A 23,608-nucleotide genomic window follows, 5' to 3' on the forward strand; every position below is an offset into this window, starting at 1 on the left:
GGTACTGCCCTTCGGGGCGTGGAAAGAATGAGGGAAGCGGTAAGAGTGTCGGGCACGCTGTTGGGTGTCTGAAGGTACGGCCCGTGTGGCTGCCTTCAGTGCCGGCCCCAGTGCACTCCGGTGGAAACCGGGGGTGATGGGTGGTTGGTCGTTGTTTGAGAACTGCACAGTGGACGCGAGCATCTGTGGCCAAGTTTTTAAGGGCGCACGGTGGATGCCTTGGCACCAGGAACCGATGAAGGACGTGGGAGGCCACGATAGTCCCCGGGGAGCCGTCAACCAGGCTTTGATCCGGGGGTTTCCGAATGGGGAAACCCGGCAGTCGTCATGGGCTGTCACCCATACCTGAACACATAGGGTATGTGGAGGGAACGCGGGGAAGTGAAACATCTCAGTACCCGCAGGAAGAGAAAACAACCGTGATTCCGGGAGTAGTGGCGAGCGAAACCGGATGAGGCCAAACCTCAAGCGTGTGAGACCCGGCAGGGGTTGCGCTTGGGGGGTTGTGGGATCTCTCTTTCACAGTCTGCCGGCTGTGAGACGAGTCAGAAACCGTTGATGTAGGCGAAGGACATGCGAAAGGTCCGGCGTAGAGGGTAAGACCCCCGTAGTCGAAACATCAACGGCTCGTTTGAGAGACACCCAAGTAGCACGGGGCCCGAGAAATCCCGTGTGAATCTGGCGGGACCACCCGCTAAGCCTAAATATTCCCTGGTGACCGATAGCGGATAGTACCGTGAGGGAATGGTGAAAAGTACCGCGGGAGCGGAGTGAAATAGTACCTGAAACCGTGTGCCTACAAGCCGTGGGAGCGTCGCGCATTGAGTTTACTCAATGCGTCGTGACTGCGTGCCTTTTGAAGAATGAGCCTGCGAGTTTGCGGTGCGTTGCGAGGTTAACCCGTGTGGGGAAGCCGTAGCGAAAGCGAGTCCGAATAGGGCGATTCAGTAGCGCGCTCAAGACCCGAAGCGGAGTGATCTAGCCATGGGCAGGTTGAAGCGGCTGTAAGAGGTCGTGGAGGACCGAACCCACCAGGGTTGAAAACCTGGGGGATGACCTGTGGTTAGGGGTGAAAGGCCAATCAAACTCCGTGATAGCTGGTTCTCCCCGAAATGCATTTAGGTGCAGCGTCGTGTGTTTCTTGCCGGAGGTAGAGCACTGGATAGGCGATGGGCCCTACCGGGTTACTGACCTTAGCCAAACTCCGAATGCCGGTAAGTGAGAGCGCGGCAGTGAGACTGTGGGGGATAAGCTCCATGGTCGAGAGGGAAACAGCCCAGAGCATCGACTAAGGCCCCTAAGCGTACGCTAAGTGGGAAAGGATGTGGAGTCGCACAGACAACCAGGAGGTTGGCTTAGAAGCAGCCACCCTTGAAAGAGTGCGTAATAGCTCACTGGTCTAGTGATTCCGCGCCGACAATGTAGCGGGGCTCAAGCGTACCGCCGAAGTCGTGTCATTGCAGCAATAGGGCCAACGCCCGCTGTGATGGGTAGGGGAGCGTCGTGTGCCGGGTGAAGCCGCGCCGGAAGGCAGTGGTGGACGGTTCACGAGTGAGAATGCAGGCATGAGTAGCGATACACACGTGAGAAACGTGTGCGCCGATTGACTAAGGGTTCCTGGGTCAAGCTGATCTGCCCAGGGTAAGTCGGGACCTAAGGCGAGGCCGACAGGCGTAGTCGATGGATAACCGGTTGATATTCCGGTACCCGCTGTGAAGCGTCAAACATCGAACCAGGCGATGCTAAGTCCGTGAAGCCGCCCCGGAGCCTTCGGGCAAAGGGGAGTGGTGGAGCCGACGGACCAGACCTGTAGTAGGTGAGTGATGGGGTGACGCAGGAAGGTAGTCCATCCCGGGCGGTGGTTGTCCCGGGGTAAGGGTGTAGGCCGTGTGATAGGCAAATCCGTCACACATTAAGGCTGAGACCTGATGCCGAGCCGATTGTGGTGAAGTGGATGATCCTATGCTGTCGAGAAAAGCCTCTAGCGAGTTTCATGGCGGCCCGTACCCTAAACCGACTCAGGTGGTCAGGTAGAGAATACCGAGGCGTTCGGGTGAACTATGGTTAAGGAACTCGGCAAAATGCCCCCGTAACTTCGGGAGAAGGGGGCCATCACTGGTGATCCGATTTACTCGGTGAGCTGGGGGTGGCCGCAGAGACCAGCGAGAAGCGACTGTTTACTAAAAACACAGGTCCGTGCGAAGCCGTAAGGCGATGTATACGGACTGACGCCTGCCCGGTGCTGGAACGTTAAGGGGACCGGTTAGTCACAATTCGTTGTGGCGAAGCTGAGAACTTAAGCGCCAGTAAACGGCGGTGGTAACTATAACCATCCTAAGGTAGCGAAATTCCTTGTCGGGTAAGTTCCGACCTGCACGAATGGCGTAACGACTTCTCGACTGTCTCAACCATAGGCCCGGTGAAATTGCACTACGAGTAAAGATGCTCGTTTCGCGCAGCAGGACGGAAAGACCCCGGGACCTTTACTACAGTTTGATATTGGTGTTCGGTTCGGCTTGTGTAGGATAGCTGGGAGACTGTGAAGCTTGGACGCCAGTTCAGGTGGAGTCGTCGTTGAAATACCAGTCTGGTCGTGCTGGATGTCTAACCTGGGTCCGTGATCCGGATCAGGGACAGTGTCTGATGGGTAGTTTAACTGGGGCGGTTGCCTCCTAAAGAGTAACGGAGGCGCCCAAAGGTTCCCTCAGCCTGGTTGGCAATCAGGTGTTGAGTGTAAGTGCACAAGGGAGCTTGACTGTGAGACCGACGGGTCGAGCAGGGACGAAAGTCGGGACTAGTGATCCGGCGGTGGCTTGTGGAAGCGCCGTCGCTCAACGGATAAAAGGTACCCCGGGGATAACAGGCTGATCTTCCCCAAGAGTCCATATCGACGGGATGGTTTGGCACCTCGATGTCGGCTCGTCGCATCCTGGGGCTGGAGTCGGTCCCAAGGGTTGGGCTGTTCGCCCATTAAAGCGGTACGCGAGCTGGGTTTAGAACGTCGTGAGACAGTTCGGTCCCTATCCGCTGTGCGCGTAGGAATATTGAGAAGGGCTGTCCCTAGTACGAGAGGACCGGGACGGACGAACCTCTGGTGTGCCAGTTGTCCTGCCAAGGGCATGGCTGGTTGGCTACGTTCGGGAGGGATAACCGCTGAAAGCATCTAAGCGGGAAGCCTGCTTCGAGATGAGTATTCCCACCCCTTGAGGGGTTAAGGCTCCCAGTAGACGACTGGGTTGATAGGCCAGATCTGGAAGCCCGGCAACGGGTGGAGGTGACTGGTACTAATAGGCCGAGGGCTTGTCCTCAGTTGCTCGCGTCCACTGTGTTGGTTCTGAAACCACGAACAACCCCACGTTTGTCACAGAGCGTGGTGCGGTTGACAGTTTCATAGTGTTTCGGTGGTCATAGCGTGAGGGAAACGCCCGGTTACATTCCGAACCCGGAAGCTAAGCCTCACAGCGCCGATGGTACTGCAGGGGGGACCCTGTGGGAGAGTAGGACGCCGCCGAACAAATTTTAGAGAGCTGGTCCCCGAACTTCGGTTCGGGGACCAGCTCTTTTTTGTTTTGCGTCACTTGAAGTTCACGTTGCGCGACCAATATCCCCATCATGAGTACTGCTGCAATGCTCACAGCCGCGGGCGTCGGAGCCGGTGACGAGGTCGTCGTTCCGGCCTTCGGGAACGTCGAGGTCGCCGATGCCGTCACGGAGGCCGGCGCCATCGTCGTCTTCGCCGACATAGACCCCGTGACGTACTGCCTCGACCCCGACGCGGTGGAGGCGGTCATAACTCCCCGGACGGCGGCGCTCGTTGTCGTGCACCGCTTCGGGCGGACCGCCGACATGGTGCGGCTGCGGGAGCTGGGGCAGCGGCATGAAGTGCTGGTCCTGGAACAGGGCGAGTCCGAGGCTCCGTACGACGAGATCGCGCAGCGCAGGGAGCGGGCCGCCTATCTCGACGGCCGGCTCAGGGGCGTACGCACACCCGTCAGCGGCGACGGACACACCTACCAGCAGTACGTCGTACGGGTTCCCGGCAACGGACGTCCGGACCGCGACGCCTTCGCACGGGCCGTACGGGCCAGGGGAGTCGAGTGCCGGGTTCCGGTGAAGACGCCGGTGCACCGGCTGCCCGGGTTCCGTCGGGACGTACAGCTTCCCGAGACCGAGCGGGCCGCCGACGAGACCCTCTCGCTGCCGGTGGACGGGACGTTGACGAAGCGGGAGATGCAGCGGATCGTCTCCGCGTGCAACGCGCTCGGCGGACTGCTGCAACCGGCCTTCTGATCAGGGCCGGACAGGTTGGGAGCACGGTCCAATTCAGGGTATGATCTCTCTTGTTGCCGCGAGGGAAACCTCTAAAGCGACAGGCCCCCCTAGCTCAGTCGGCAGAGCGTCTCCATGGTAAGGAGAAGGTCAACGGTTCGATTCCGTTGGGGGGCTCAGACAGAAAAGGCCTCCGCCCTTGTGGGCGGGGGCCTTTCGCATGTCCCGGGACTCGGGTCCCCGGTACCTCAGCCCCCGGGACCGGAGTCCCGGGAGCGTCGGTCGCCGGGTCTCAGTCCGTGTGGAGGCCTGGGACGCGCATCGCCAGGATCGCCATGTCGTCCGACGGGGCGTCGGAGGCGAAGCGTTCGACCGCGCGCATGATGCGCGCGGCGACAGCGCCGGCCGTCAGCCCCGTGCACGTGGTGAGGACATCCGCCAGACCGTCGTCGCCGAGCATACGAGTGCCCTCGCGCCGCTCCGTGACCCCGTCCGTCACGCACAGCAGGACATCGCCCGGATCGAGCGTGACCGTCTGCTCGTACAGCTCGAGGTCCTCCATGACACCGAGGAGCGGCTGCGGTTCGGCGGCCGGCTCGACCGTTCCGTCCTGGCGCAGACGCAACGGGAGCGGATGGCCGGCGCAGACGACCTTCAGGACGGCGCTGCCGTCCTCCTGGGGCCACAACTCGCCGTAGAGAAGCGTCAGGAAGCGGCTGCGGGCGCCCTCGTCGAGGATCGCGGAGTTCAGCCGCTCCAGGACCGCGGGGCCGCCGTAGCCCTCGCGGGCCAGCAGGCGCAGTGCGTGCCGGGCCAGGCCCGTGACCGCCGCCGCCTCCGGGCCCGTACCGCAGACGTCGCCGATGGCGAAGCCGTACGCGCCGTCACGGATCGGGAAGAGGTCGTAGAAGTCGCCGCCGACTTCGTTGCCCTCTCCGGCCGCACGGTAGATGACCTCGACCTCGACGCCGTCGATCTGGGGGAGTTCCGGGGGCAGCAGGCTGCGCTGGAGGGACTGGCTGATCGCCGTGCGCTCCGAGTACAGGCGGGCGTTGTCCAGTGCGAGAGCCGCTCGCCGGGAGAGGTCCTCGGCCAACTCCAGGATCTCCTGGCGGAAATGCTCGTCCGACGGCTTGCCGAGGGTCAGCATGCCGATGACACGGTTGCGGGCGACCAGGGGAAGGACGACGGTCTCGCCACCGACAGCGGCGGCCGTCGCCAGGGTCGGGCCGATGCTGGAGCTCATCGACGTCTGTCCGCCGAGGCCCAGGCTGCGCATCGAGGTCCGCAGGGCCGCGTCGTGAGCGGCCGCGGCGGGAGCCGACCAGACGCGGGCACCCGGGGTGGGCACCGGGTCCGGTGGGGCGATCTTCGAGAGCAACGCCTTGAGGCCGTCGATGAGTTCCTCGTCCTCGTGCAGGACGTACGAGAGGTAGGGATCGGAAGCCTGGTCGGCGATCGTGTACACGGCGCACCAGGTGGCGAGGGTCGGGACCGTCATCTGGGCCATGAGGGCGAGCGTCTGGTCGCGGTCCAGCGTGCCGGCGAGCAGGTCGGAGGCTTCGACGAGGAAGGACAGCGAGCCGCGGCGCAGGCGTTCCAGCTCGCCGAGGCGGGCCGACTCCACCGCGAGGGCGATGCGGTCGGCGGCGAACTGGAGGCGCAGGGCCTCCTCGTTGGAGTAGCGGCCGGGTGATTCGGCCGCGACGCCGAGGGAGCCGGTGAGGCGGCCCTCGACCTTCAGCGGGACCGTGACGACCGAGCGCATGCCGGTGCCGGCGAGGAGCGGTACGGCGCCGGGGACGACCGTCAGGTCCTCGTGGACGGCGGGCATCCGGGCCGAGCCGTAGCGGCCGGGGCCCGCCTCGACGGGGACGCGGGCGAAGCGCTGGCGCGCGGAGGGCAGGCCCGTGGAGGCGCGTACCTCCAACTCCGTCTCGTCGTCGGTCGCGAGGAGCAGGAAGGCGGAGTCGGCGTCCAGCATGTCGCGGGCCCGTTCCACCGTGCGCTGGAGAAGACCGTCGAGGTCGTCCGGGGCCGGCGAGCCGATGAAGACCTCGAACGGATCCGCGGCCTGACCCTCCGCGTGGCTGCCCGCGTCGGAGGCTGGACCGCGCAACGGGGTCTGCAGGACGGCACGTTCGTGGTCGCGTACGAGGAGGCAGACGGTGGAGGGCTCGCCGCTCGTGTCGCGGACCCGCAGGTGCGAGGCGTACACCGGAGTGACGCGGCCGTCGGCGCAGCGGACGCCGTAACTGCCTTCCCAGCGCGAGAGTTGGAGGGCTTCGACGATGCCGGTGCCGGTGCCGGGGGTGTGCGGCCAGGCCGCGAGGTCGGTGAGCGGTTTGCCGGTGACCTGGTCGGCCGCGTACCCGAAGAGCTCCTCGGCGTCCTCGTTCCAGGCGTTGATGGCGCCGGTGCGGTCGATCTGGACGACCGCCACGCGTACGCGGCCGTCGGCCAGGGGGAGGAGGTCGGCGGGGAGCGGGGGGCCTGCGGTTCGGGTGCCGATCGCGCGCTCGGGGAGGTCGAGCTGGAACCAGACCTGCTTGTGGGTGGGCGTGTAGTCGACGCCCCAGCGGCGGGCGAGGGCCGCGCAGAGCTGGAGGCCGCGGCCGCCCTCGCGGTCGGGGCTGCCCATGTTGACGGCCGTGGCCTGGAGTGGGATCTCGCGTTCCGGGTAGCGGTCCGCCACCTCGATGCGCACGCCGTCGTCGCTGCGCAGACACAGGACGTCGGCGGAGGTGCCCGCGTGCACAACGGCATTGGTGACCAGCTCGCTGGTCAGAACGACGGCGTCGTCGACGATGTCGGCGAAGCCCCAGCCCTGGAGGGTGTCCCGGACGAACGAGCGGGCGGTCGCGACGGACCGTCCCACGGGTTCGAAGCTGGCGGCCGCGCGCGCGGTAATCACAGAACTCCTCGTCCGGTCGTCGGCATGCGGGGTTCCGTGGCCGGCCCGCTCCTGCGTGGGCAGAGCGTGGTTCCCTGTAGGCCGGGGATCCTGGGGTGTCCCTCCAGGATGCAGTCCGGTGGTCATGGTGCGGTGCCCCTCCGATGCCTGCCCGCTCGTACTCGTGCCACCGCCCAGGCCGGACGGGACCGGCACGGCTGGACAGCCGCTTGCAAGGTTACTTACCTTCGCGGGCCCTGCGGATGCCGGTCACGGGTGTTTCCGTCCTGAAGAGTGCGCTGTTTCCGTTCGGACAGGTGCGTGTGATTGCCTGCGGCCGGGGCCGGAGGACTGTCCCGTGGGTGTGCGGACGATGTGCGAAGCTGCCGAACTGTTATGGCCTGGTTCGGCCGGGGTGAAACACTGGGCAGGCTCCAGGAACAGGTCCGGGCAGGTCGCGTGCCTCCTGCGGACCACGAACAGAAGTACCCGACAGAAGTACCCGAGTACGCCGAGCAGTATTGGTCGACCCTTGCGGGAGGGACACAGTGGAGTCTGGCGCAGCGACGCGGGGCGGTAGGACGCGCGCGAAAGGCGGACAGTCCCTGAACAGCGGGCGCACACCGCGCACCGGCACCACCGAGGTGGACACGGCGGCCCTGAACCGGTTGCTGGCGGCCCTGGTGGCGATGAGGGACGGCAACTTCCGTAAGCGGCTCACTGTTTCCGGTGACGGCGTGATGTCCGAGATCTCGGCGGTCTTCAACGAGGTCGCCGACCGGAATCTGCACCTGACGGGCGAGCTGTCGCGGGTACGCCGTGTGGTGGGCCGTGAGGGCAAGCTCACGGAGCGGCTGGAGGCCGGCGCCGGCGAGGGTGCCTGGGCGGCCGCGATCGACGCCTCGAACGCGCTGGTGGACGATCTCGTACGGCCTGTCTCCGAGGTCGGCCGGGTGCTGTCCGCCGTCGCGGAGGGCGATCTGTCGCCGCGCATGGACCTGCGGGCGCAGGCGGCGGACGGGAACGGGCATCCGCTGCGCGGTGAGTTCCTGAAGGTCGGCCGGACCGTCAACAACCTGGTGGACCAGCTCTCGACGTTCACCGACGAGGTCACCCGGGTGGCCAGTGAGGTGGGTACCGAGGGCAAGCTCGGGGGGCAGGCCCGGGTCCGCGGAATGTCCGGTTCGTGGAAGGACCTCACGGACTCGGTCAACACGATGGCGCACCGGCTCACCGCGCAGGTGCGTGACATCGCTCTCGTGACGACGGCGGTCGCCAAGGGTGACCTGTCGCGGAAGGTCACGGTTCACGTGGCCGGCGAGATGCTGGAGCTGAAGAACACCGTCAACACGATGGTGGACCAGCTGTCCTCCTTCTCCTCCGAGGTGACCCGCGTCGCGCGCGAGGTGGGCACGGAGGGTGAGCTGGGCGGCCAGGCGCAGGTGCCCGGTGTGGCCGGTGTGTGGAAGGACCTCACCGATTCGGTGAACCTGATGGCCGGCAACCTGACGGCCCAGGTGCGCGGGATCGCCCAGGTGACCACGGCGGTCGCGAGCGGTGACCTGTCGCAGAAGGTGACCGTCTCCGCACGCGGTGAGGTCGCTCAGCTCGCCGAGACGATCAACCAGATGACCGAGACGCTGCGGACGTTCGCCGACGAGGTCACGCGTGTGGCCAACGAGGTCGGCGGCGAGGGACGGCTCGGCGGTCAGGCGAACGTGCCGGGGGCGGCGGGAACGTGGAAGGACCTCACGGACTCGGTCAACACGGTCTTCCGCAACCTCACGACGCAGGTGCGTGACATCGCCGCGGTGACGACCGCCGTGGCCAACGGCGATCTGTCGCAGAAGGTCAGTGTCCAGGTCGCCGGCGAGATGCTGGAGCTGAAGAACACCGTCAACACGATGGTCGACCAGCTGTCGTCGTTCGGTGTCGAGGTCACGCGCGTGGCCCGCGAGGTCGGCGTCGAGGGTGAACTGGGCGGCCAGGCACAGGTTCCGGGAGTGGCCGGCACCTGGAAGGACCTCACGGACTCCGTCAACACGGCGTTCCAGAACCTGACCGGCCAGGTGCGCAACATCGCGCAGGTGACCACGGCGGTCGCGAACGGTGATCTGTCGCAGAAGGTGACCGTCGAGGTCGCCGGCGAGATGCTGGAGCTGAAGGTCACCGTGAACACCATGGTGGACCAGCTGTCGAGCTTCGCCGACCAGGTGACCCGGATGGCCCGTGACGTGGGTACGGAGGGTCGGCTCGGCGGCCAGGCCCGGGTGGACGGCGTGTCCGGCACCTGGAAGGAACTCACCGACTCCGTCAACTTCATGGCGGGGAACCTGACTTCGCAGGTACGGCAGATCGCGCAGGTGACCACGGCGGTGGCCCGGGGTGACCTGTCCCAGAAGATCGACGTGGACGCGCGCGGCGAGATCCTGGAGCTGAAGAACACCATCAACACGATGGTCGACCAGCTCTCCGCGTTCGCCGACCAGGTGACGCGGGTGGCCCGTGACGTGGGTACGGAGGGCCGGCTCGGCGGTCAGGCGCAGGTGCCCGGCGTCGCCGGTGTGTGGCGTGACCTGACCGACTCGGTGAACGGCATGGCCGGCAACCTCACCGCGCAGGTGCGCAACATCGCGCAGGTCGCCACCGCGGTGGCCCGCGGTGACCTCTCGCAGAAGATCGACGTGGACGCGCGCGGCGAGATCCTGGAGCTGAAGAACACCCTCAACACGATGGTGGACCAGCTCTCGAACTTCGCCGAGCAGGTGACCCGGGTGGCCCGCGAGGTGGGCACGGAGGGCATCCTCGGCGGGCAGGCCGAGGTGCAGGGTGTCTCGGGCACCTGGAAGGACCTCACCCAGTCCGTGAACTTCATGGCCAACAACCTGACCATCCAGGTCCGCAACATCGCCGAGGTCACGACCGCGGTCGCCATGGGAGACCTGTCAAAGAAGATCACGGTCGACGCCAAGGGCGAGATCCTCGAACTGGTCACCACCGTCAACACGATGGTCGACCAGCTGTCGTCGTTCGCCGAGCAGGTGACCCGGGTGGCCCGCGAGGTGGGCACCGAGGGCATCCTCGGCGGGCAGGCCCATGTGCCCGGTGTCACGGGCATCTGGAAGGACCTCAGCAACAACGTGAACCTGATGGCCAACAACCTGACCATGCAGGTGCGCAACATCTCCCAGGTCGCCGCGGCCGTCGCCAACGGCGATCTGACCCGTATGGTGACGATCGAGGCGCGCGGCGAGGTCGCGCAGCTCGCCGACACCTTCAACACCATGGTGAAGACACTGAGTTCGTTCGCCGAGCAGGTCACCAAGGTGGCCCGCGAGGTGGGTACGGACGGCATCCTCGGCGGTCAGGCGCACGTTCCGGGAGTCGCCGGTACGTGGAAGGACCTCACCGAGTCGGTGAACGGGATGGCGTCCAACCTGACCGGCCAGGTGCGCAACATCGCGATGGTCACCACGGCCATCGCCAAGGGCGATCTCACCAAGAAGATCGACATCGACGCGCGCGGCGAGATCCTGGAGCTCAAGACCACCATCAACACGATGGTCGACCAGCTGTCGTCCTTCGCGGAGGAGGTCACCCGAGTCGCCCGTGAGGTGGGCACGGAGGGGCAGTTGGGCGGTCAGGCGCGCGTCCGTGACGTCGACGGCACCTGGCGCGACCTCACCGAGTCGGTGAACGAGATGGCCGGGAACCTGACCCGGCAGGTGCGTGCCATCGCGCGCGTGGCGACCGCGGTGACCCGCGGCGACCTGAACCTGAAGATCGATGTGGACGCCTCCGGCGAGATCCAGGAACTCCAGGACTACATCAACAAGATGATCGCCAACCTGCGCGACACCACCATCGCCAACAAGGAGCAGGACTGGCTGAAGGGCAACCTCGCCCGCATCTCCGCCCTGATGCAGGGCCGCCGCGACCTCGACGACGTGGCCTCGCTGATCATGAGCGAGCTGACGCCGGTCGTCTCGGCCCAGCACGGCGCGTTCTTCCTGTCGATGCCGCTGGTCGACGGCAAGGACGCGGGCACGGAGGACGAGGAGGCGTACGAGCTGCGCATGCTCGGGTCGTACGGCTACTCGATGGGCTCCATGCCGACGTCGTTCCGGCCCGGCGAGGCGCTGATCGGGACGGCCGCGCAGGAGAAGCGCACGATCCTGGTGGAGAACGCGCCGAGTGGCTATCTGAAGATCTCCTCCGGGCTCGGCGAGGCACCTCCGGCCCAGGTCATCGTGCTTCCGGTGCTCTTCGAGGGGACCGTGCTCGGTGTCATCGAGCTGGCGTCGTTCACGCCGTTCACGCAGATCCAGAGGGACTTCCTGAACCAGATCGCGGAGATGATCGCGACGAGCGTCAACACGATCTCGGTCAACACCAAGACGGAGGTGCTGCTGCGGCAGTCGCAGGAGCTCACCGAGCAGCTGCGGGAGCGGTCGGCTGAGCTGGAGAACCGGCAGAAGGCGCTCCAGGACTCGAACGCGGAACTGGAGGACAAGGCCGAGCTGCTGGCCCAGCAGAACCGCGACATCGAGGTCAAGAACACCGAGATCGAGGAGGCGCGCCAGGTCCTGGAGGAGCGTGCCGAACAACTCGCGGTCTCCATGCGCTACAAGAGCGAGTTCCTGGCGAACATGTCGCACGAGCTGCGGACACCGCTCAACTCGCTGCTGATCCTGGCCAAGCTGCTCGCCGACAACGCGGACACCAACCTCACGCCGAAGCAGGTCGAGTTCGCCGAGACGATCCACGGCGCCGGCTCCGACCTGCTCCAGCTCATCAACGACATCCTCGACCTGTCGAAGGTCGAGGCGGGCAAGATGGACGTGTCGCCGACCCGTATCGCGCTCGTCCAGCTCGTCGACTACGTGGAGGCCACGTTCCGTCCGCTGACCGCGGAGAAGGGGCTCGACTTCTCCGTACGGGTCTCGCCGGAGCTGCCCGCCACCCTGCACACCGACGAGCAGCGTCTTCTCCAGGTGCTGCGCAACCTGCTCTCCAACGCGGTGAAGTTCACCGATTCCGGAGCGGTCGAGCTGGTGATCCGGCCCGCCGGGGCGGACGTGCCGGTGGCCATCAGGGAACAGCTGCTGGAGTCGGGGTCGCTGCGGGACGCGGACGCCGACCTCATCGCGTTCTCCGTGACCGACACCGGTATCGGGATCGCGGCGAGCAAGATGCGGGTGATCTTCGAGGCCTTCAAGCAGGCGGACGGCACGACGAGCCGCAAGTACGGCGGTACGGGGCTCGGGCTCTCCATCTCGCGGGAGATCGCGCGGCTGCTCGGCGGCGAGATCTACGCCCAGAGCGAGCCGGGGCGCGGTTCCACCTTCACGCTGTACCTGCCGCTGCACCCGAGCGAACTGCCGCCGCAGGGCTACGGGCAGCTCGCGCCGGCGCTGGAGGCGGGGGAGCTGCTGGCCTCCGAGGGCGAACTGCACAGCATCGGGATGCCGGCCGAGGTGAAGTCGTATCAGGACGCCCAGAACGGGCCCGCCGCGCTGTTCAGGAGGCGCCGCAGGGCGCTGCCCACGGCCGAGCAGCGCGCGGACGTGCCGGGGCAGCCGGACGGTGCCGCGGGCGCCGCTCAGGAGCCGTGGGGGGCCGCGGGGCAGCAGGACGCGGGGCAGCAGCAGGGCCGGGGTATTCGCTTCGAGGGCGAGAAGGTGCTGATCGTCGACGACGACATCCGCAATGTCTTCGCGCTGACCAGCGTCCTTGAGCAGCACGGACTTTCGGTGCTGTACGCGGAGAACGGCCGTGAGGGCATCGAGGTCCTGGAACAGCACGACGATGTGACGGTCGTTCTGATGGACATCATGATGCCCGAGATGGACGGCTATGCCACGACCACGGCGATCCGGCGGATGCCGCAGTTCGCGGGGCTGCCGATCATCGCGCTGACGGCGAAGGCCATGAAGGGCGACCGGGAGAAGGCGATCGAGTCGGGCGCCTCCGACTACGTGACCAAGCCGGTCGATCCCGATCACCTGCTGTCGGTGATGGCCCAGTGGATGCGCCAGGGGTGACACACTCGGGGGAGCGACCCGGGTCGTCACGGTGTGACCGGTATCGGCACACCGTGCGGCACGGCCGTTCGGACGGCCCGGCGTCGGATGACTGACTGTGGCGGAAGCCGTGTAGAAGCACGGGATACGGGGAACCTTCTGGTCCCCTGCCGCGTTTCTGCTACGTGCACAGTGACATCACGGTGACAGGGTGTGGCGACGGGCGGGGTGCGGCTAGCATGACCGGCACAAGGACGGGCGGCGCAAGGGAGTCGTCCCCAGGGGTGGCGCCCGGCGCTTCCCCAAGTCCTGCGGACAGGGGAGGCCCCATGCCGGGGCGAGGAGGGCGGGCCATGGTGCAGAAGGCCAAGATCCTCCTGGTCGATGACCGGCCGGAGAATCTGTTGGCGCTGGAGGCGATCCTCTCCGCGCTCGATCAGACACTGGTACGGGCATCGTCCGGGGAGGAAGCGCTCAAAGCGCTGCTCACGGACGACTTCGCGGTCATTCTGCTGGACGTTCAGATGCCCGGCATGGACGGATTCGAGACCGCCGCGCACATCAAGCGGCGGGAGCGGACCCGGGACATCCCGATCATCTTCCTCACCGCCATCAACCACGGCCCCCACCACACCTTCCGGGGGTACGCGGCCGGCGCGGTGGACTACATCTCCAAGCCCTTCGACCCGTGGGTGCTGCGCGCGAAGGTCTCGGTGTTCGTCGAGCTCTACATGAAGAACTGCCAACTCCGTGAGCAGGCGGCCCTGTTGCGGCTCCAGCTCGAGGGCGGCGGCAAGGCGGCGCTCGGCGAGGCCAAGGAGCCCGCCGGACTCCTCGCCGAACTCTCCGCGCGCCTCGCGGCCGTCGAGGAGCAGGCGGAGGCGCTGTCGAAGCAGCTCGACGACGACTCCGCGGACGCGGCGGCGGTGGCGACCGCGGCTCATCTCGAGCGCAAACTCACCGGGCTGCGCAGGGCGCTGGACGCGCTGGAGCCGGGCACGGGGAGCGGGGCGCCCTCGGTGCCGTCGCAGGGCTGAAGTCCGTACGGGCATGTCCGGACGGCCCCGCCAGACCTTGAGGAAGCGTCAGTTCCGTTTCTGGCGAAGGTGACACGATCGGGTGAAACTCGGCGTCCCCCCTGTTCGAGCGAAGTCGAGAACTTGGGGGAGGCACACGTGTCGCCGCCATCTCCACCGGTAACCTCACACGCATGGCCTCACGTCAGTCCGCAGCCAAGAAGCCGCCCGCGAAGAAGGCGGCCGCTCCGACGAAGGCTCCGGCGAAGAAGGCCCCGGCGAAAAAAGCTCCCGTGAAGAAGGCGGCCGCCGGCAAGGCGCCCGCCAAGAGGGCCGCCGCGAAGAAGCCCGCCCCCCCGCCGGCGCCCAACCCGACCGCGGGCGTGTACAGACTCGTACGCGCCCTGTGGCTGGGCATCGCCCATGCCGTCGGAGCCGGCTTCCGCGGGATAGGACGCGGCGCCAAGGGGCTCGACCCGGCGCACCGCAAGGACGGACTCGCGCTCCTGCTGATCGGTCTCGCGCTGATCGTCGCGGCGGGTACGTGGTCCAATCTGCGCGGTCCCGTCGGCGATCTCGTCGAGATGCTCGTCACCGGCGCCTTCGGCCGCCTCGACCTCCTCGTCCCGATACTTCTCGCCGTGATCGCGGCGCGGCTCATCCGGCACCCCGAGCAGCCCGACGCGAACGGCCGGATCGTGATCGGTCTGTCGGCGCTCGCGATCGGCGTGCTCGGGCAGGTGCACATCGCGTGCGGTTCGCCGGCGCGCAGCGACGGGATGCAGGCGATAAGGGACGCCGGCGGCCTCATCGGCTGGGGGTCGGCCACCCCGCTGACGTACACGATGGGTGACGTCCTGGCCGTACCGCTCCTGGTGCTGCTCACGATCTTCGGGCTGCTGGTCGTCACGGCGACCCCGGTCAACGCGATTCCGCAGCGGCTGAGGCTGCTCGGCCAGAAGCTCGGCATCGTCCAGGCCGACTTCGACGAGGACGCGTTCCGCGAGGACGAGGAGCGCTACGACGAGCAGTGGCGTGAGGGGATCGCGGGGCGCTCCGGCGGGCGCTCGCGCGCCCCCGAGTCGTACGACCCCGACAGCGTCGAGCAGGAGGCGCTCACCAGGCGCCGGAGCCGCCCCCGGCGGCCCGGAGCGCAGCAGCCCGACATGAACCGGCCGATGGACGCCGTGGACGTCGCGGCGGCCGCCGCCGCGGCGCTGGACGGTGCCGTGCTGCACGGGATGCCGCCCTCGCCGCTGGTCGCCGATCTGACGCAGGGCGTCAGCGTGGAGCGCGACGGGTACGAGGAGACGACACCGGTGCCGGCCGCCCGCGCCAAGGTCGTCCCGGGCGCCAAGCGGCCCAAGCAGGAGGCCCTGCCGGTCGAGTCCGTCGTGCCCGACCTCACCAAGGCCGCGCCCGACGCCCCGCGCGAGCTGCCCCCGCGCGCGGAACAGCTCCAGCTCTCCGGGGACATCACCTACGCGCTGCCCTCCCTGGACCTCCTGGAGCGCGGCGGCCCCGGCAAGACCCGCAGCGCCGCCAACGACACGGTCGTCGACTCCCTGCGCCAGGTCTTCGCCGAGTTCAAGGTCGACGCCGACGTCACGGGCTTCACCCGCGGGCCGACGGTCACGCGGTACGAGGTCACGCTCGGCCCCGCCGTGAAGGTCGAGCGGATCACCGCGCTGACCAAGAACATCGCGTACGCGGTCGCCAGCCCCGACGTGAGGATCATCAGCCCGATCCCCGGCAAGTCCGCGGTCGGCATCGAGATCCCCAACACCGACCGCGAGATGGTCAACCTCGGCGACGTGCTGCGTCTCGCGGACGCGGCGGAGGACGACCATCCGATGCTGGTCGCGCTCGGCAAGGACGTCGAGGGCGGCTATGTGATGGCCAACCTGGCGAAGATGCCGCACGTCCTCGTCGCCGGAGCCACCGGTTCCGGCAAGTCGTCCTGCATCAACTGCCTGATCACCTCGGTCATGGTCCGGGCGACCCCCGAGGACGTGCGGATGGTCCTCGTGGACCCCAAGCGCGTCGAGCTGACCGCGTACGAGGGCATCCCGCACCTGATCACGCCGATCATCACCAACCCGAAACGGGCCGCCGAGGCGCTGCAGTGGGTCGTGCGGGAGATGGACCTGCGCTACGACGACCTCGCGGCGTTCGGGTTCCGGCACATCGACGACTTCAACGAGGCCATCAGGAACGGCAAGGTCAAGCTGCCCGAGGGCAGTGAGCGGGAGCTGACCCCGTACCCGTATCTCCTGGTGATCGTCGACGAGCTCGCCGACCTGATGATGGTCGCGCCACGCGACGTCGAGGACTCGATCGTGCGCATCACCCAGCTCGCGCGCGCGGCCGGCATCCATCTGGTCCTCGCCACGCAGCGCCCGTCCGTCGACGTCGTCACCGGTCTGATCAAGGCGAACGTGCCCTCCCGGCTGGCCTTCGCGACCTCGTCGCTCGCGGACTCGCGGGTCATCCTCGACCAGCCCGGTGCCGAGAAGCTGATCGGCAAGGGCGACGGACTCTTCCTGCCGATGGGGGCCAACAAGCCCACGCGTATGCAGGGCGCCTTCGTCACCGAGAACGAGGTCGCGGCGATCGTGCAGCACTGCAAGGATCAGATGGCGCCCGTCTTCCGGGACGACGTCACCGTGGGCACCAAGCAGAAGAAGGAGATCGACGAGGACATCGGCGACGACCTCGACCTGCTGTGCGCGGCCGCCGAGCTGGTCGTCTCCACGCAGTTCGGGTCCACCTCGATGCTCCAGCGCAAGCTGCGCGTCGGCTTCGCCAAGGCGGGCCGTCTCATGGACCTCATGGAGTCGCGCGGGATCGTCGGGCCCAGCGAGGGTTCCAAGGCGCGTGACGTCCTGGTGAAGGCCGACGAACTGGACGGGGTGTTGGCCGTGATGCGCGGGGAAGCAGAAGCGTAGGAACCCCGGCGAGGGGGGACGGGACCACCGGCAAGGGCGAGGTGAGCGCGTGGCCGACGTTCAGGAAGCGGCCGCGCTGTCGGGCGGATGGCGGAACGTCATGTTCCGAACCCGGCTGATATGTGAATGTGACTCACCCGTAAGGAGTTGGTGAGCAACCGTTTCGCCTTGTCGCACGTCAAGTTGAGCGAAGGGGCGCCACCATGTCCCTATATCAGGATGACCGGCCATTCTGATGGCGTACAAAGTTCCACCGCCCGGTTGCCCCACCCTTTCGTACCCCCCCTAGACTGAACTTCCAGCACAGGTGGCTACACGCTCGAAAGGCGCCCCCGTGTCCATCGTCAACTCACCTGACGGCAACTCCCCCGAAGACGAGCGTCCGTTCGAAGACGACCCTACGGCTGAACGGCTCTCGATCGGACGTGCCCTCCAGAAGGCACGCATCGAGGCCCATCTGACCGTCGACGACGTCAGCAACGCCACCCGCGTCCGCATCACGATCATCCACGCCATCGAACAGAACGACTTCGCTCCCTGTGGTGGCGACGTCTACGCGCGCGGGCACATCCGGACCCTGGCCCGCGCCGTCCGGCTCGACCCGGCTCCGCTGCTCGCGCAGTACGACGCCGAACACGGCGGACGTCCCGCGCCGACGCCCGCCGCCCCGCTGTTCGAGGCGGAACGCATCCGCCCCGAGCGCCGCGGGCCGAACTGGACGGCCGCCATGGTCGCCGCGATCGTCGCGGTGATCGGCTTCGTCGGGTTCACCATGGTCAAGGGCGGCGGCGACGGCGACGACTCGAAGACCCAGGTCGCCGAGGGGTCCACGCCGACCACCAAGAAGTCCGCCGCTCCGTCCGCGACCGCCACCAAGCCGGCCGACCCGAAGCCCGAACCGTCCGACAGCGCCATCGCGGCAGCCCCGCAGGACAAGGTGACCGTCCAGGTCAGCGCCGCGGACGGACGCAGCTGGATCTCCGCCAAGGACCACAACGGGCGGATGCTCTTCGACGGGCTGCTGAAGCAGGGCGAGTCCAAGACCTTCCAGGACAGCTCCAAGATCAACCTCATCCTCGGCGACGCCGGAGCCATCCAGCTCTTCGTCAACGGCAAGAAGATCGAGGATCAGTTCCAGCCGGGCGCTGTGGAGCGTCTGACGTACACGAAGGGTGACCCGCAGGTCGGATAGGGGTCCCGAGTAGCACACCGTCGACGGGGTTGGCCAAGATCGGCCAACCCCGTCGACGTGGGGTGTCGGCCAGACAAAGTAGTCTTGAGCCCATGCCTGAACGCCGTACCGTCGCACTCGTCACCCTTGGCTGCGCCCGTAACGAGGTGGACTCGGAGGAGCTCGCAGGCCGCTTGGAGGCGGACGGCTGGCAACTCGTGGAGGACGCCGAGCAAGCGGACGTCGCCGTCGTCAACACCTGTGGGTTCGTCGAAGCCGCCAAGAAGGACTCCGTCGACGCCCTCCTCGAAGCCAATGACCTCAAGGGCCACGGCAGAACCCAGGCCGTGGTCGCGGTGGGCTGCATGGCCGAGCGCTACGGCAAGGAACTCGCCGAGGCGCTCCCCGAGGCCGACGGCGTGCTCGGCTTCGACGACTACGCCGACATCTCCGACCGCCTCCAGACCATCCTGAACGGCGGCATCCACGCCTCCCACACCCCGCGCGACCGGCGCAAGCTGCTGCCGATCAGCCCGGCCGAGCGGCAGAGCGCCGGCGAGGAAGTGGCCCTTCCCGGCCACGGCACCCCCTCCGACCTCCCCGAGGGCGTCGCCCCGGTCTCCGGCCCCCGTGCGCCCCTGCGCCGCCGCCTGGACGGATCCCCGGTCGCCTCGGTGAAGCTGGCCTCCGGCTGCGACCGCCGCTGCACGTTCTGCGCCATCCCGTCCTTCCGCGGTTCGTTCATCTCGCGCCGCCCCAGCGACGTCCTGAACGAGGCCCGCTGGCTGGCCGAACAGGGCGTCAAGGAGGTGATGCTCGTCTCGGAGAACAACACCTCGTACGGCAAGGACCTGGGTGACATCCGTCTCCTGGAGACGATGCTCCCCGAACTGGCCGAGATCGACGGCATCGAGCGCGTGCGGGTCAGCTACCTCCAGCCCGCCGAGATGCGCCCCGGGCTCATCGACGTCCTGACCTCGACGCCGAACGTCGCGCCCTACTTCGACCTGTCCTTCCAGCACTCCGCGCCCGACGTGCTGCGCTCGATGCGCCGATTCGGTGACACCGACCGGTTCCTGGAGCTGCTCGACACCATCCGCGCCAAGGCTCCGCAGGCCGGCGTGCGCTCCAACTTCATCGTGGGCTTCCCCGGCGAGAGCGAGGCCGACCTCGCGGAGCTGGAGCGTTTCCTCACCGGAGCCCGCCTCGACGCGATCGGCGTCTTCGGGTACTCCGACGAGGAGGGCACCGAAGCGGCGACGTACGAGAACAAGCTGGACGAGGACGTCGTCGCCGAGCGCCTCGCGCGGGTGTCCCGGCTCGCCGAGGAACTGGTCGCCCAGCGCGCGGAGGAACGCGTGGGCGAAACCGTGCACGTGCTGGTCGAGAGCATCGACGACGAGGACGGCGCGTACGGCCGCGCCGCGCACCAGGCGCCGGAGACGGACGGCCAGGTCCTGTTCACGAGCGGCGAAGGTCTGATCGTCGGCCGTATCGTCGAGGCCAAGGTGGTCGGCACGGAAGGTGTCGACCTGGTGGCCGAGCCGCTTCTCCTCGGCTCGCTCGCGTGTACTGAGGAGGCGGCCAGATGACCGGAGCCCCGGCATCCGCGGCAGGCGGCTCCCCGGGCGCCAAAGGTGCGACGGGCGCCCCCGGCGCATCCGGTGCTCCGGGCGCGGGCGGTGGCTCGGGCGCATCCGGCACCTCCGCTGCGTCGAGCGCTCCCGGCGTCTCCGGTGCTTCGGCTGCGTCCGGCGCCCCGGAAGGCCCGAAGACGCCTCGTGGCGGGAAGCTGGGCGCCGCGGCCGTCAACCAGGCCAGCCTGTGGAACATCGCCAACATCCTGACCATGATCCGGCTCGTCCTCGTGCCGGGTTTCGTGGCGCTGATGCTGGCCGACGGCGGCTACGACCCCGCCATGAGGGCCTGGGCCTGGGCCGCCTTCGCCGTGGCCATGATCACCGACATCTTCGACGGTCATCTGGCGCGCACGTACAACCTGGTCACCGACTTCGGGAAGATCGCCGACCCCATCGCCGACAAGGCGATCATGGGCGCGGCGCTGGTCTGCCTGTCCGCCCTCGGTGACCTGCCCTGGTGGGTCACCTTCGTGATCCTGGCCCGTGAGCTCGGCGTCACCCTGCTGCGCTTCGTCGTGATCCGCTACGGGGTCATCCCGGCGAGCCGCGGCGGCAAGCTGAAGACGCTGGCCCAGGGCACGGCGGTCGGCATGTACATCCTGCCGCTGACCGGGGCGCTGGCCACCCTGAGGTTCTGGGTGATGGCCGTCGCGGTCGTGCTGACCGTGGTCACCGGCATCGACTATGTGCGGCAGGCCGTCGTGCTGCGCCGCCGCGGAATCGCCGAGCGGCGGGCGGCCGCCGCGGAGGCCGAGCGGTGAGTCCCACGGCCGCCGAAGTGGTGCGACTACTCACAGTGAGGGGCGAGACGCTCGCCGTCGCCGAGTCGCTCACCGGCGGCCTGGTGGCCGCGGAGATCACCGCGGTGCCGGGCGCCTCGAAGGCGTTCCGGGGCTCGGTGACCGCGTACGCCACTGAACTGAAGCACGGACTGCTCGGCGTCGATGTCACTCTTCTGGCCGAACGCGGTGCGGTGGATGCCCAGGTCGCGGCACAGATGGCGGCCGGGGTGCGCAAGGCGCTCGGAGCCGACTGGGGGATCGCGACCACCGGCGTCGCCGGTCCCGAACCGCAGGACGGACAGCCGGTCGGTACGGTCTACGTGGCCGTCGACGGCCCCTTCGCGGCGCCCTCCGGCACCCTTCGCGATGGGAAAGTGGTGCCACTGCGGTTGAACGGCGACCGGGCGGAAATCCGTATGGAGAGTGTACGCAGCGTACTCGCGCTGCTCCTGCAGGAGCTCGCGGGCGAACAGACCGGGAATGAGCGGGCACAGGATACGGAACAGAACGGGGGGTTTTGATGTTTGCAGCCCTGAGTGAACACGACATCGCTCCCCGCACGGCCGCGGCGCAAGGCGGTACGGTGGGGCGTGAAGGATGCGGCTACGCGGTCCGAGGAGGGAGCCACCGATGATTCTGCTCCGTCGCCTGCTGGGTGACGTGCTGCGTCGGCAGCGCCAGCGCCAGGGCCGTACTCTGCGCGAAGTCTCCTCGTCCGCCCGAGTTTCACTCGGCTATCTCTCCGAGGTGGAGCGGGGGCAGAAGGAGGCATCCTCCGAACTGCTCTCCGCGATCTGCGACGCGCTGGACGTACGGATGTCCGAGCTCATGCGGGAAGTGAGCGACGAGCTCGCCCTCGCCGAGCTGGCACAGTCGGCTGCGGCCACCGCACCGGTGTCCGCACCGGTGCGTCGCCCGATGCTCAATTCCGTATCGGTGACCGGTGTGCCACCGGAACGGGTCACGATCAAGGCGCCTGCCGAAGCGGTCGACGTCGTCGCCGCCTGACGCTCACCAGCTTGCGTTTCCTGAGCTGAGAGAAGTACCACCGAAGCCCCGGCCGGGGCTTCCCCGGGGAGACCCGGAGAAGCCTGGCCGGGGCTTCCGTGTTCCCCGCGGTCCCTCATGGGCCCATTTGCCGGTATCCGGCGCGGCCTCCATGGTGGAGGGACCCGGCGAAGCCGACGTCGGCCGTCGTGACCGCCGCGGCCCGCGAGGCCGGCCGGCGGAGGCGTCGTGAATCGGAGGATGCGGATGTACGTCGTGAAGAGCTCCCTGTCCGACGCGGACCTGAAGACCGTCGCCGAGGCGCTCCAGGGCGCCCTGGTCGATCTGGTGGACCTCTCCCTCGTGGCCAAGCAGGTCCACTGGAACGTGGTGGGGCCCCGCTTCCGTTCCGTCCACCTCCAGCTCGACGAGGTCGTGGACATCGCGCGACTGCACTCCGACACCGTGGCGGAGCGCGCTTCGACCCTGGGTGTCCCGCCGGACGGCCGGGCCGCCACCGTGGCGTCGAGCAGCGGCGTCGGGGACACGCCCGCGGGCTGGATCAAGGACACCGACGCCGTACGGACCCTCGTGGAGGCGCTCGGCGCGGTGATCGCGCGGATGCGGGAACGGGTCGCCGTCACCGCGGACCCGGATCCGGTGAGCCAGGACATCCTCATCGGGATCACCGCCGACCTGGAGAAACACCACTGGATGTTCCAGGCGGAGAACGGGTGAGCGCCCGGGAGCCGCTTCACCCCGGCCGGTGCCGCGTGCCGCCGGTGTGCCCTGCTCGCGCGTGAGATCGGCGGCCCGGTGCCGCGCCGGAGGAGGTGCCATGGCAGGGCGAACAGTGCGCCGGGGGGCTTGCCTGGCGCTCGGCGCGCTGTGGTGGTTCAGCGTGCTCCGGCTCGCGCTGGCGCCCGATGCCGGGGTCCTCGAAGGAGCGGTCGCCGCGGGCGGGTGGGGGCTCAGCCTGCTGCCGGTGCACTGCGTCCCGAAGTCCCGGGCCGCCGGTGCCGTGGGACCGGACCGGTGGCGGGACCGCCGGCGGGGCAGCCGGCGCGGGTACGGGCGTGGTGGCGGGTGGGCTACCAGGGCATGGCGACGCCGCCGTTGGGGCGGAGGATCTGGCCGGTGGTGAATGCCGAGGCGTCCGAGGCCAGGTACAGAACGGCGTGGGCGATGTCCTCGGGCTCCCCGACGCGGCCCAGCGGTGACAGGCGTGCCATGAACGCCTCGGTGTGCGCCTGGCGCTCGCCGTGACGGTCGGTCATGGGCGTGCGGATCCAGCCGGGCGCCACGGCGTTGACGCGTATGCCGTGCGGGCCGACCTCGGTCGCCAGCGTCTTCGTCAGCTGTACGACGGCCGCCTTGGCCGCGCTGTAGCACAACAGGCCCGGACCGCCGGAGTCGATGGCGCCCGATGCCATGGTGATGACGCTGCCGCGGACGCCGTTCTCGATCATGGAGCGTGCGGCCTCCTGGCAGGCGTACAGGACCCCCTTGAAGTTGACGTTCAGCACCCGGTCCAGATCCTCGTCCGGAGTCTCCAGGACCGGGCTGCTGTGCATGATCCCGGCGATCGCCGCCATGACGTCGATGCGGCCGCACGACGCGACGGCCTCTTGGACCCGGGCCCGGTCGGTGACGTCGAGCGGGTGACTGAGCGCGGTGCCGCCCTGGCCCTTGATCAGCGTCGCCGTCTCGTGCAGGCCCGGCTCGTCGACGTCCGCGCAGTGCACGGTGGCGCCCGCCTCCGCGAGCAGGACCGCCGCCGCGCGGCCGATGCCGCCGGCCGCGCCGGTGACGAATGCGGTGCGTCCGGTGAGGTCGTACGCGGAGAGACCCATGGAGGGACGGTACGAAGGAATCTGAC

General features: G+C 67.9%; 12 protein-coding genes, 1 tRNA gene and 2 rRNA genes. 13 read left to right on the forward strand and 2 right to left on the reverse strand.

All coding sequences use genetic code 11. From position 1 onward, the window contains the following. Positions 1–187 precede the first annotated feature (187 nt). The 4 genes from OG485_RS30860 to OG485_RS30875 all read left to right on the forward strand — a co-directional run bounded on the left by OG485_RS30860 (position 188) and on the right by OG485_RS30875 (position 4,446). Positions 188–3,308 (forward strand): 23S ribosomal RNA (locus OG485_RS30860). An 89-nt stretch (positions 3,309–3,397) separates the two neighbouring features. Continuing rightward, positions 3,398–3,514, forward strand: a 5S ribosomal RNA gene (rrf, locus tag OG485_RS30865). 113 nt (positions 3,515–3,627) lie between these two features. Further along, entirely contained in the window at positions 3,628–4,290 is a 663-nt protein-coding gene (locus tag OG485_RS30870; protein ID WP_328674728.1) for a DegT/DnrJ/EryC1/StrS family aminotransferase, read from the forward strand. An 83-nt stretch (positions 4,291–4,373) separates the two neighbouring features. Then, positions 4,374–4,446, forward strand: a tRNA-Thr gene (locus OG485_RS30875). Positions 4,447–4,561: 115 nt separating this feature from the next. Here the strand turns inward: OG485_RS30875 and OG485_RS30880 are convergent. Further along, positions 4,562–7,309 carry a SpoIIE family protein phosphatase gene (locus tag OG485_RS30880; RefSeq protein ID WP_328671872.1) on the reverse strand — a complete coding sequence of 916 codons (2,748 nt, stop codon included), beginning with the start codon at positions 7,307–7,309 and terminating at the stop codon, positions 4,562–4,564. A 401-nt stretch (positions 7,310–7,710) separates the two neighbouring features. Here OG485_RS30880 and OG485_RS30885 point away from each other — a divergent pair, with 401 nt between their 5' ends. The 9 genes from OG485_RS30885 to OG485_RS30925 all read left to right on the forward strand — a co-directional run bounded on the left by OG485_RS30885 (position 7,711) and on the right by OG485_RS30925 (position 22,467). Further along, a complete protein-coding gene (locus OG485_RS30885) occupies positions 7,711–13,206 on the forward strand; it encodes a HAMP domain-containing protein (RefSeq protein ID WP_328671873.1) in 5,496 nt (1,831 codons plus the stop codon). A 332-nt stretch (positions 13,207–13,538) separates the two neighbouring features. After that, positions 13,539–14,222 carry a response regulator gene (locus OG485_RS30890; protein ID WP_151468805.1) on the forward strand — a complete coding sequence of 228 codons (684 nt, stop codon included), beginning with the start codon at positions 13,539–13,541 and terminating at the stop codon, positions 14,220–14,222. 173 nt (positions 14,223–14,395) lie between these two features. Then, positions 14,396–17,149 (forward strand): DNA translocase FtsK, encoded by a 2,754-nt coding sequence (locus OG485_RS30895; protein WP_328671874.1) that lies wholly within the window; start codon positions 14,396–14,398, stop codon positions 17,147–17,149. A gap of 334 nt (positions 17,150–17,483) precedes the next feature. Next, positions 17,484–18,341 carry a helix-turn-helix domain-containing protein gene (locus OG485_RS30900; RefSeq protein WP_328671875.1) on the forward strand — a complete coding sequence of 286 codons (858 nt, stop codon included), beginning with the start codon at positions 17,484–17,486 and terminating at the stop codon, positions 18,339–18,341. Positions 18,342–18,433: 92 nt separating this feature from the next. Further along, positions 18,434–19,912: a 30S ribosomal protein S12 methylthiotransferase RimO gene (rimO, locus tag OG485_RS30905; protein WP_328671876.1), complete on the forward strand. Its 1,479-nt coding sequence runs from the start codon at positions 18,434–18,436 to the stop codon at positions 19,910–19,912. Continuing rightward, on the forward strand, positions 19,909–20,721 hold the full coding sequence (pgsA, locus tag OG485_RS30910) for a CDP-diacylglycerol--glycerol-3-phosphate 3-phosphatidyltransferase (RefSeq protein WP_328671877.1): 813 nt from the start codon (positions 19,909–19,911) through the stop codon (positions 20,719–20,721). The genes rimO and pgsA overlap by 4 nt, the downstream gene beginning before the upstream one ends. Continuing rightward, positions 20,718–21,263, forward strand: a complete 546-nt coding sequence (locus OG485_RS30915) for a CinA family protein (RefSeq protein WP_328671878.1) — start codon at positions 20,718–20,720, stop codon at positions 21,261–21,263. The genes pgsA and OG485_RS30915 overlap by 4 nt, the downstream gene beginning before the upstream one ends. A 109-nt stretch (positions 21,264–21,372) precedes the next feature. Beyond that, entirely contained in the window at positions 21,373–21,750 is a 378-nt protein-coding gene (locus OG485_RS30920) for a helix-turn-helix domain-containing protein (protein ID WP_326785134.1), read from the forward strand. Between the two features lie 246 nt (positions 21,751–21,996). Then, a complete protein-coding gene (locus OG485_RS30925) occupies positions 21,997–22,467 on the forward strand; it encodes a Dps family protein (RefSeq protein ID WP_328671879.1) in 471 nt (156 codons plus the stop codon). A 353-nt stretch (positions 22,468–22,820) separates the two neighbouring features. Here OG485_RS30925 and OG485_RS30935 read toward each other — a convergent pair whose 3' ends face one another. Continuing rightward, positions 22,821–23,582 (reverse strand): SDR family NAD(P)-dependent oxidoreductase, encoded by a 762-nt coding sequence (locus tag OG485_RS30935; protein ID WP_328671881.1) that lies wholly within the window; start codon positions 23,580–23,582, stop codon positions 22,821–22,823. Positions 23,583–23,608: the final 26 nt, after the last annotated feature.

Origin of the sequence: Streptomyces sp. NBC_00328, from assembly GCF_036139655.1 — a bacterium.
Taxonomy (GTDB): domain Bacteria; phylum Actinomycetota; class Actinomycetes; order Streptomycetales; family Streptomycetaceae; genus Streptomyces.

Excerpts from the sequence above, each read along its gene's own strand:
- OG485_RS30870 (WP_328674728.1), top strand. The coding sequence starts at position 3,628 with ATGCTCACAGCCGCGGGCGTCGGAGCCGGTGACGAGGTCGTCGTTCCG.
- OG485_RS30880 (WP_328671872.1), bottom strand. The coding sequence starts at position 7,309 with ATGACCACCGGACTGCATCCTGGAGGGACACCCCAGGATCCCCGGCCT.
- OG485_RS30890 (WP_151468805.1), top strand. The coding sequence starts at position 13,539 with ATGGTGCAGAAGGCCAAGATCCTCCTGGTCGATGACCGGCCGGAGAAT.
- OG485_RS30895 (WP_328671874.1), top strand. The coding sequence starts at position 14,396 with ATGGCCTCACGTCAGTCCGCAGCCAAGAAGCCGCCCGCGAAGAAGGCG.
- rimO (WP_328671876.1), top strand. The coding sequence starts at position 18,434 with ATGCCTGAACGCCGTACCGTCGCACTCGTCACCCTTGGCTGCGCCCGT.
- pgsA (WP_328671877.1), top strand. The coding sequence starts at position 19,909 with ATGACCGGAGCCCCGGCATCCGCGGCAGGCGGCTCCCCGGGCGCCAAA.
- OG485_RS30920 (WP_326785134.1), top strand. The coding sequence starts at position 21,373 with ATGATTCTGCTCCGTCGCCTGCTGGGTGACGTGCTGCGTCGGCAGCGC.
- OG485_RS30925 (WP_328671879.1), top strand. The coding sequence starts at position 21,997 with ATGTACGTCGTGAAGAGCTCCCTGTCCGACGCGGACCTGAAGACCGTC.
- OG485_RS30935 (WP_328671881.1), bottom strand. The coding sequence starts at position 23,582 with ATGGGTCTCTCCGCGTACGACCTCACCGGACGCACCGCATTCGTCACC.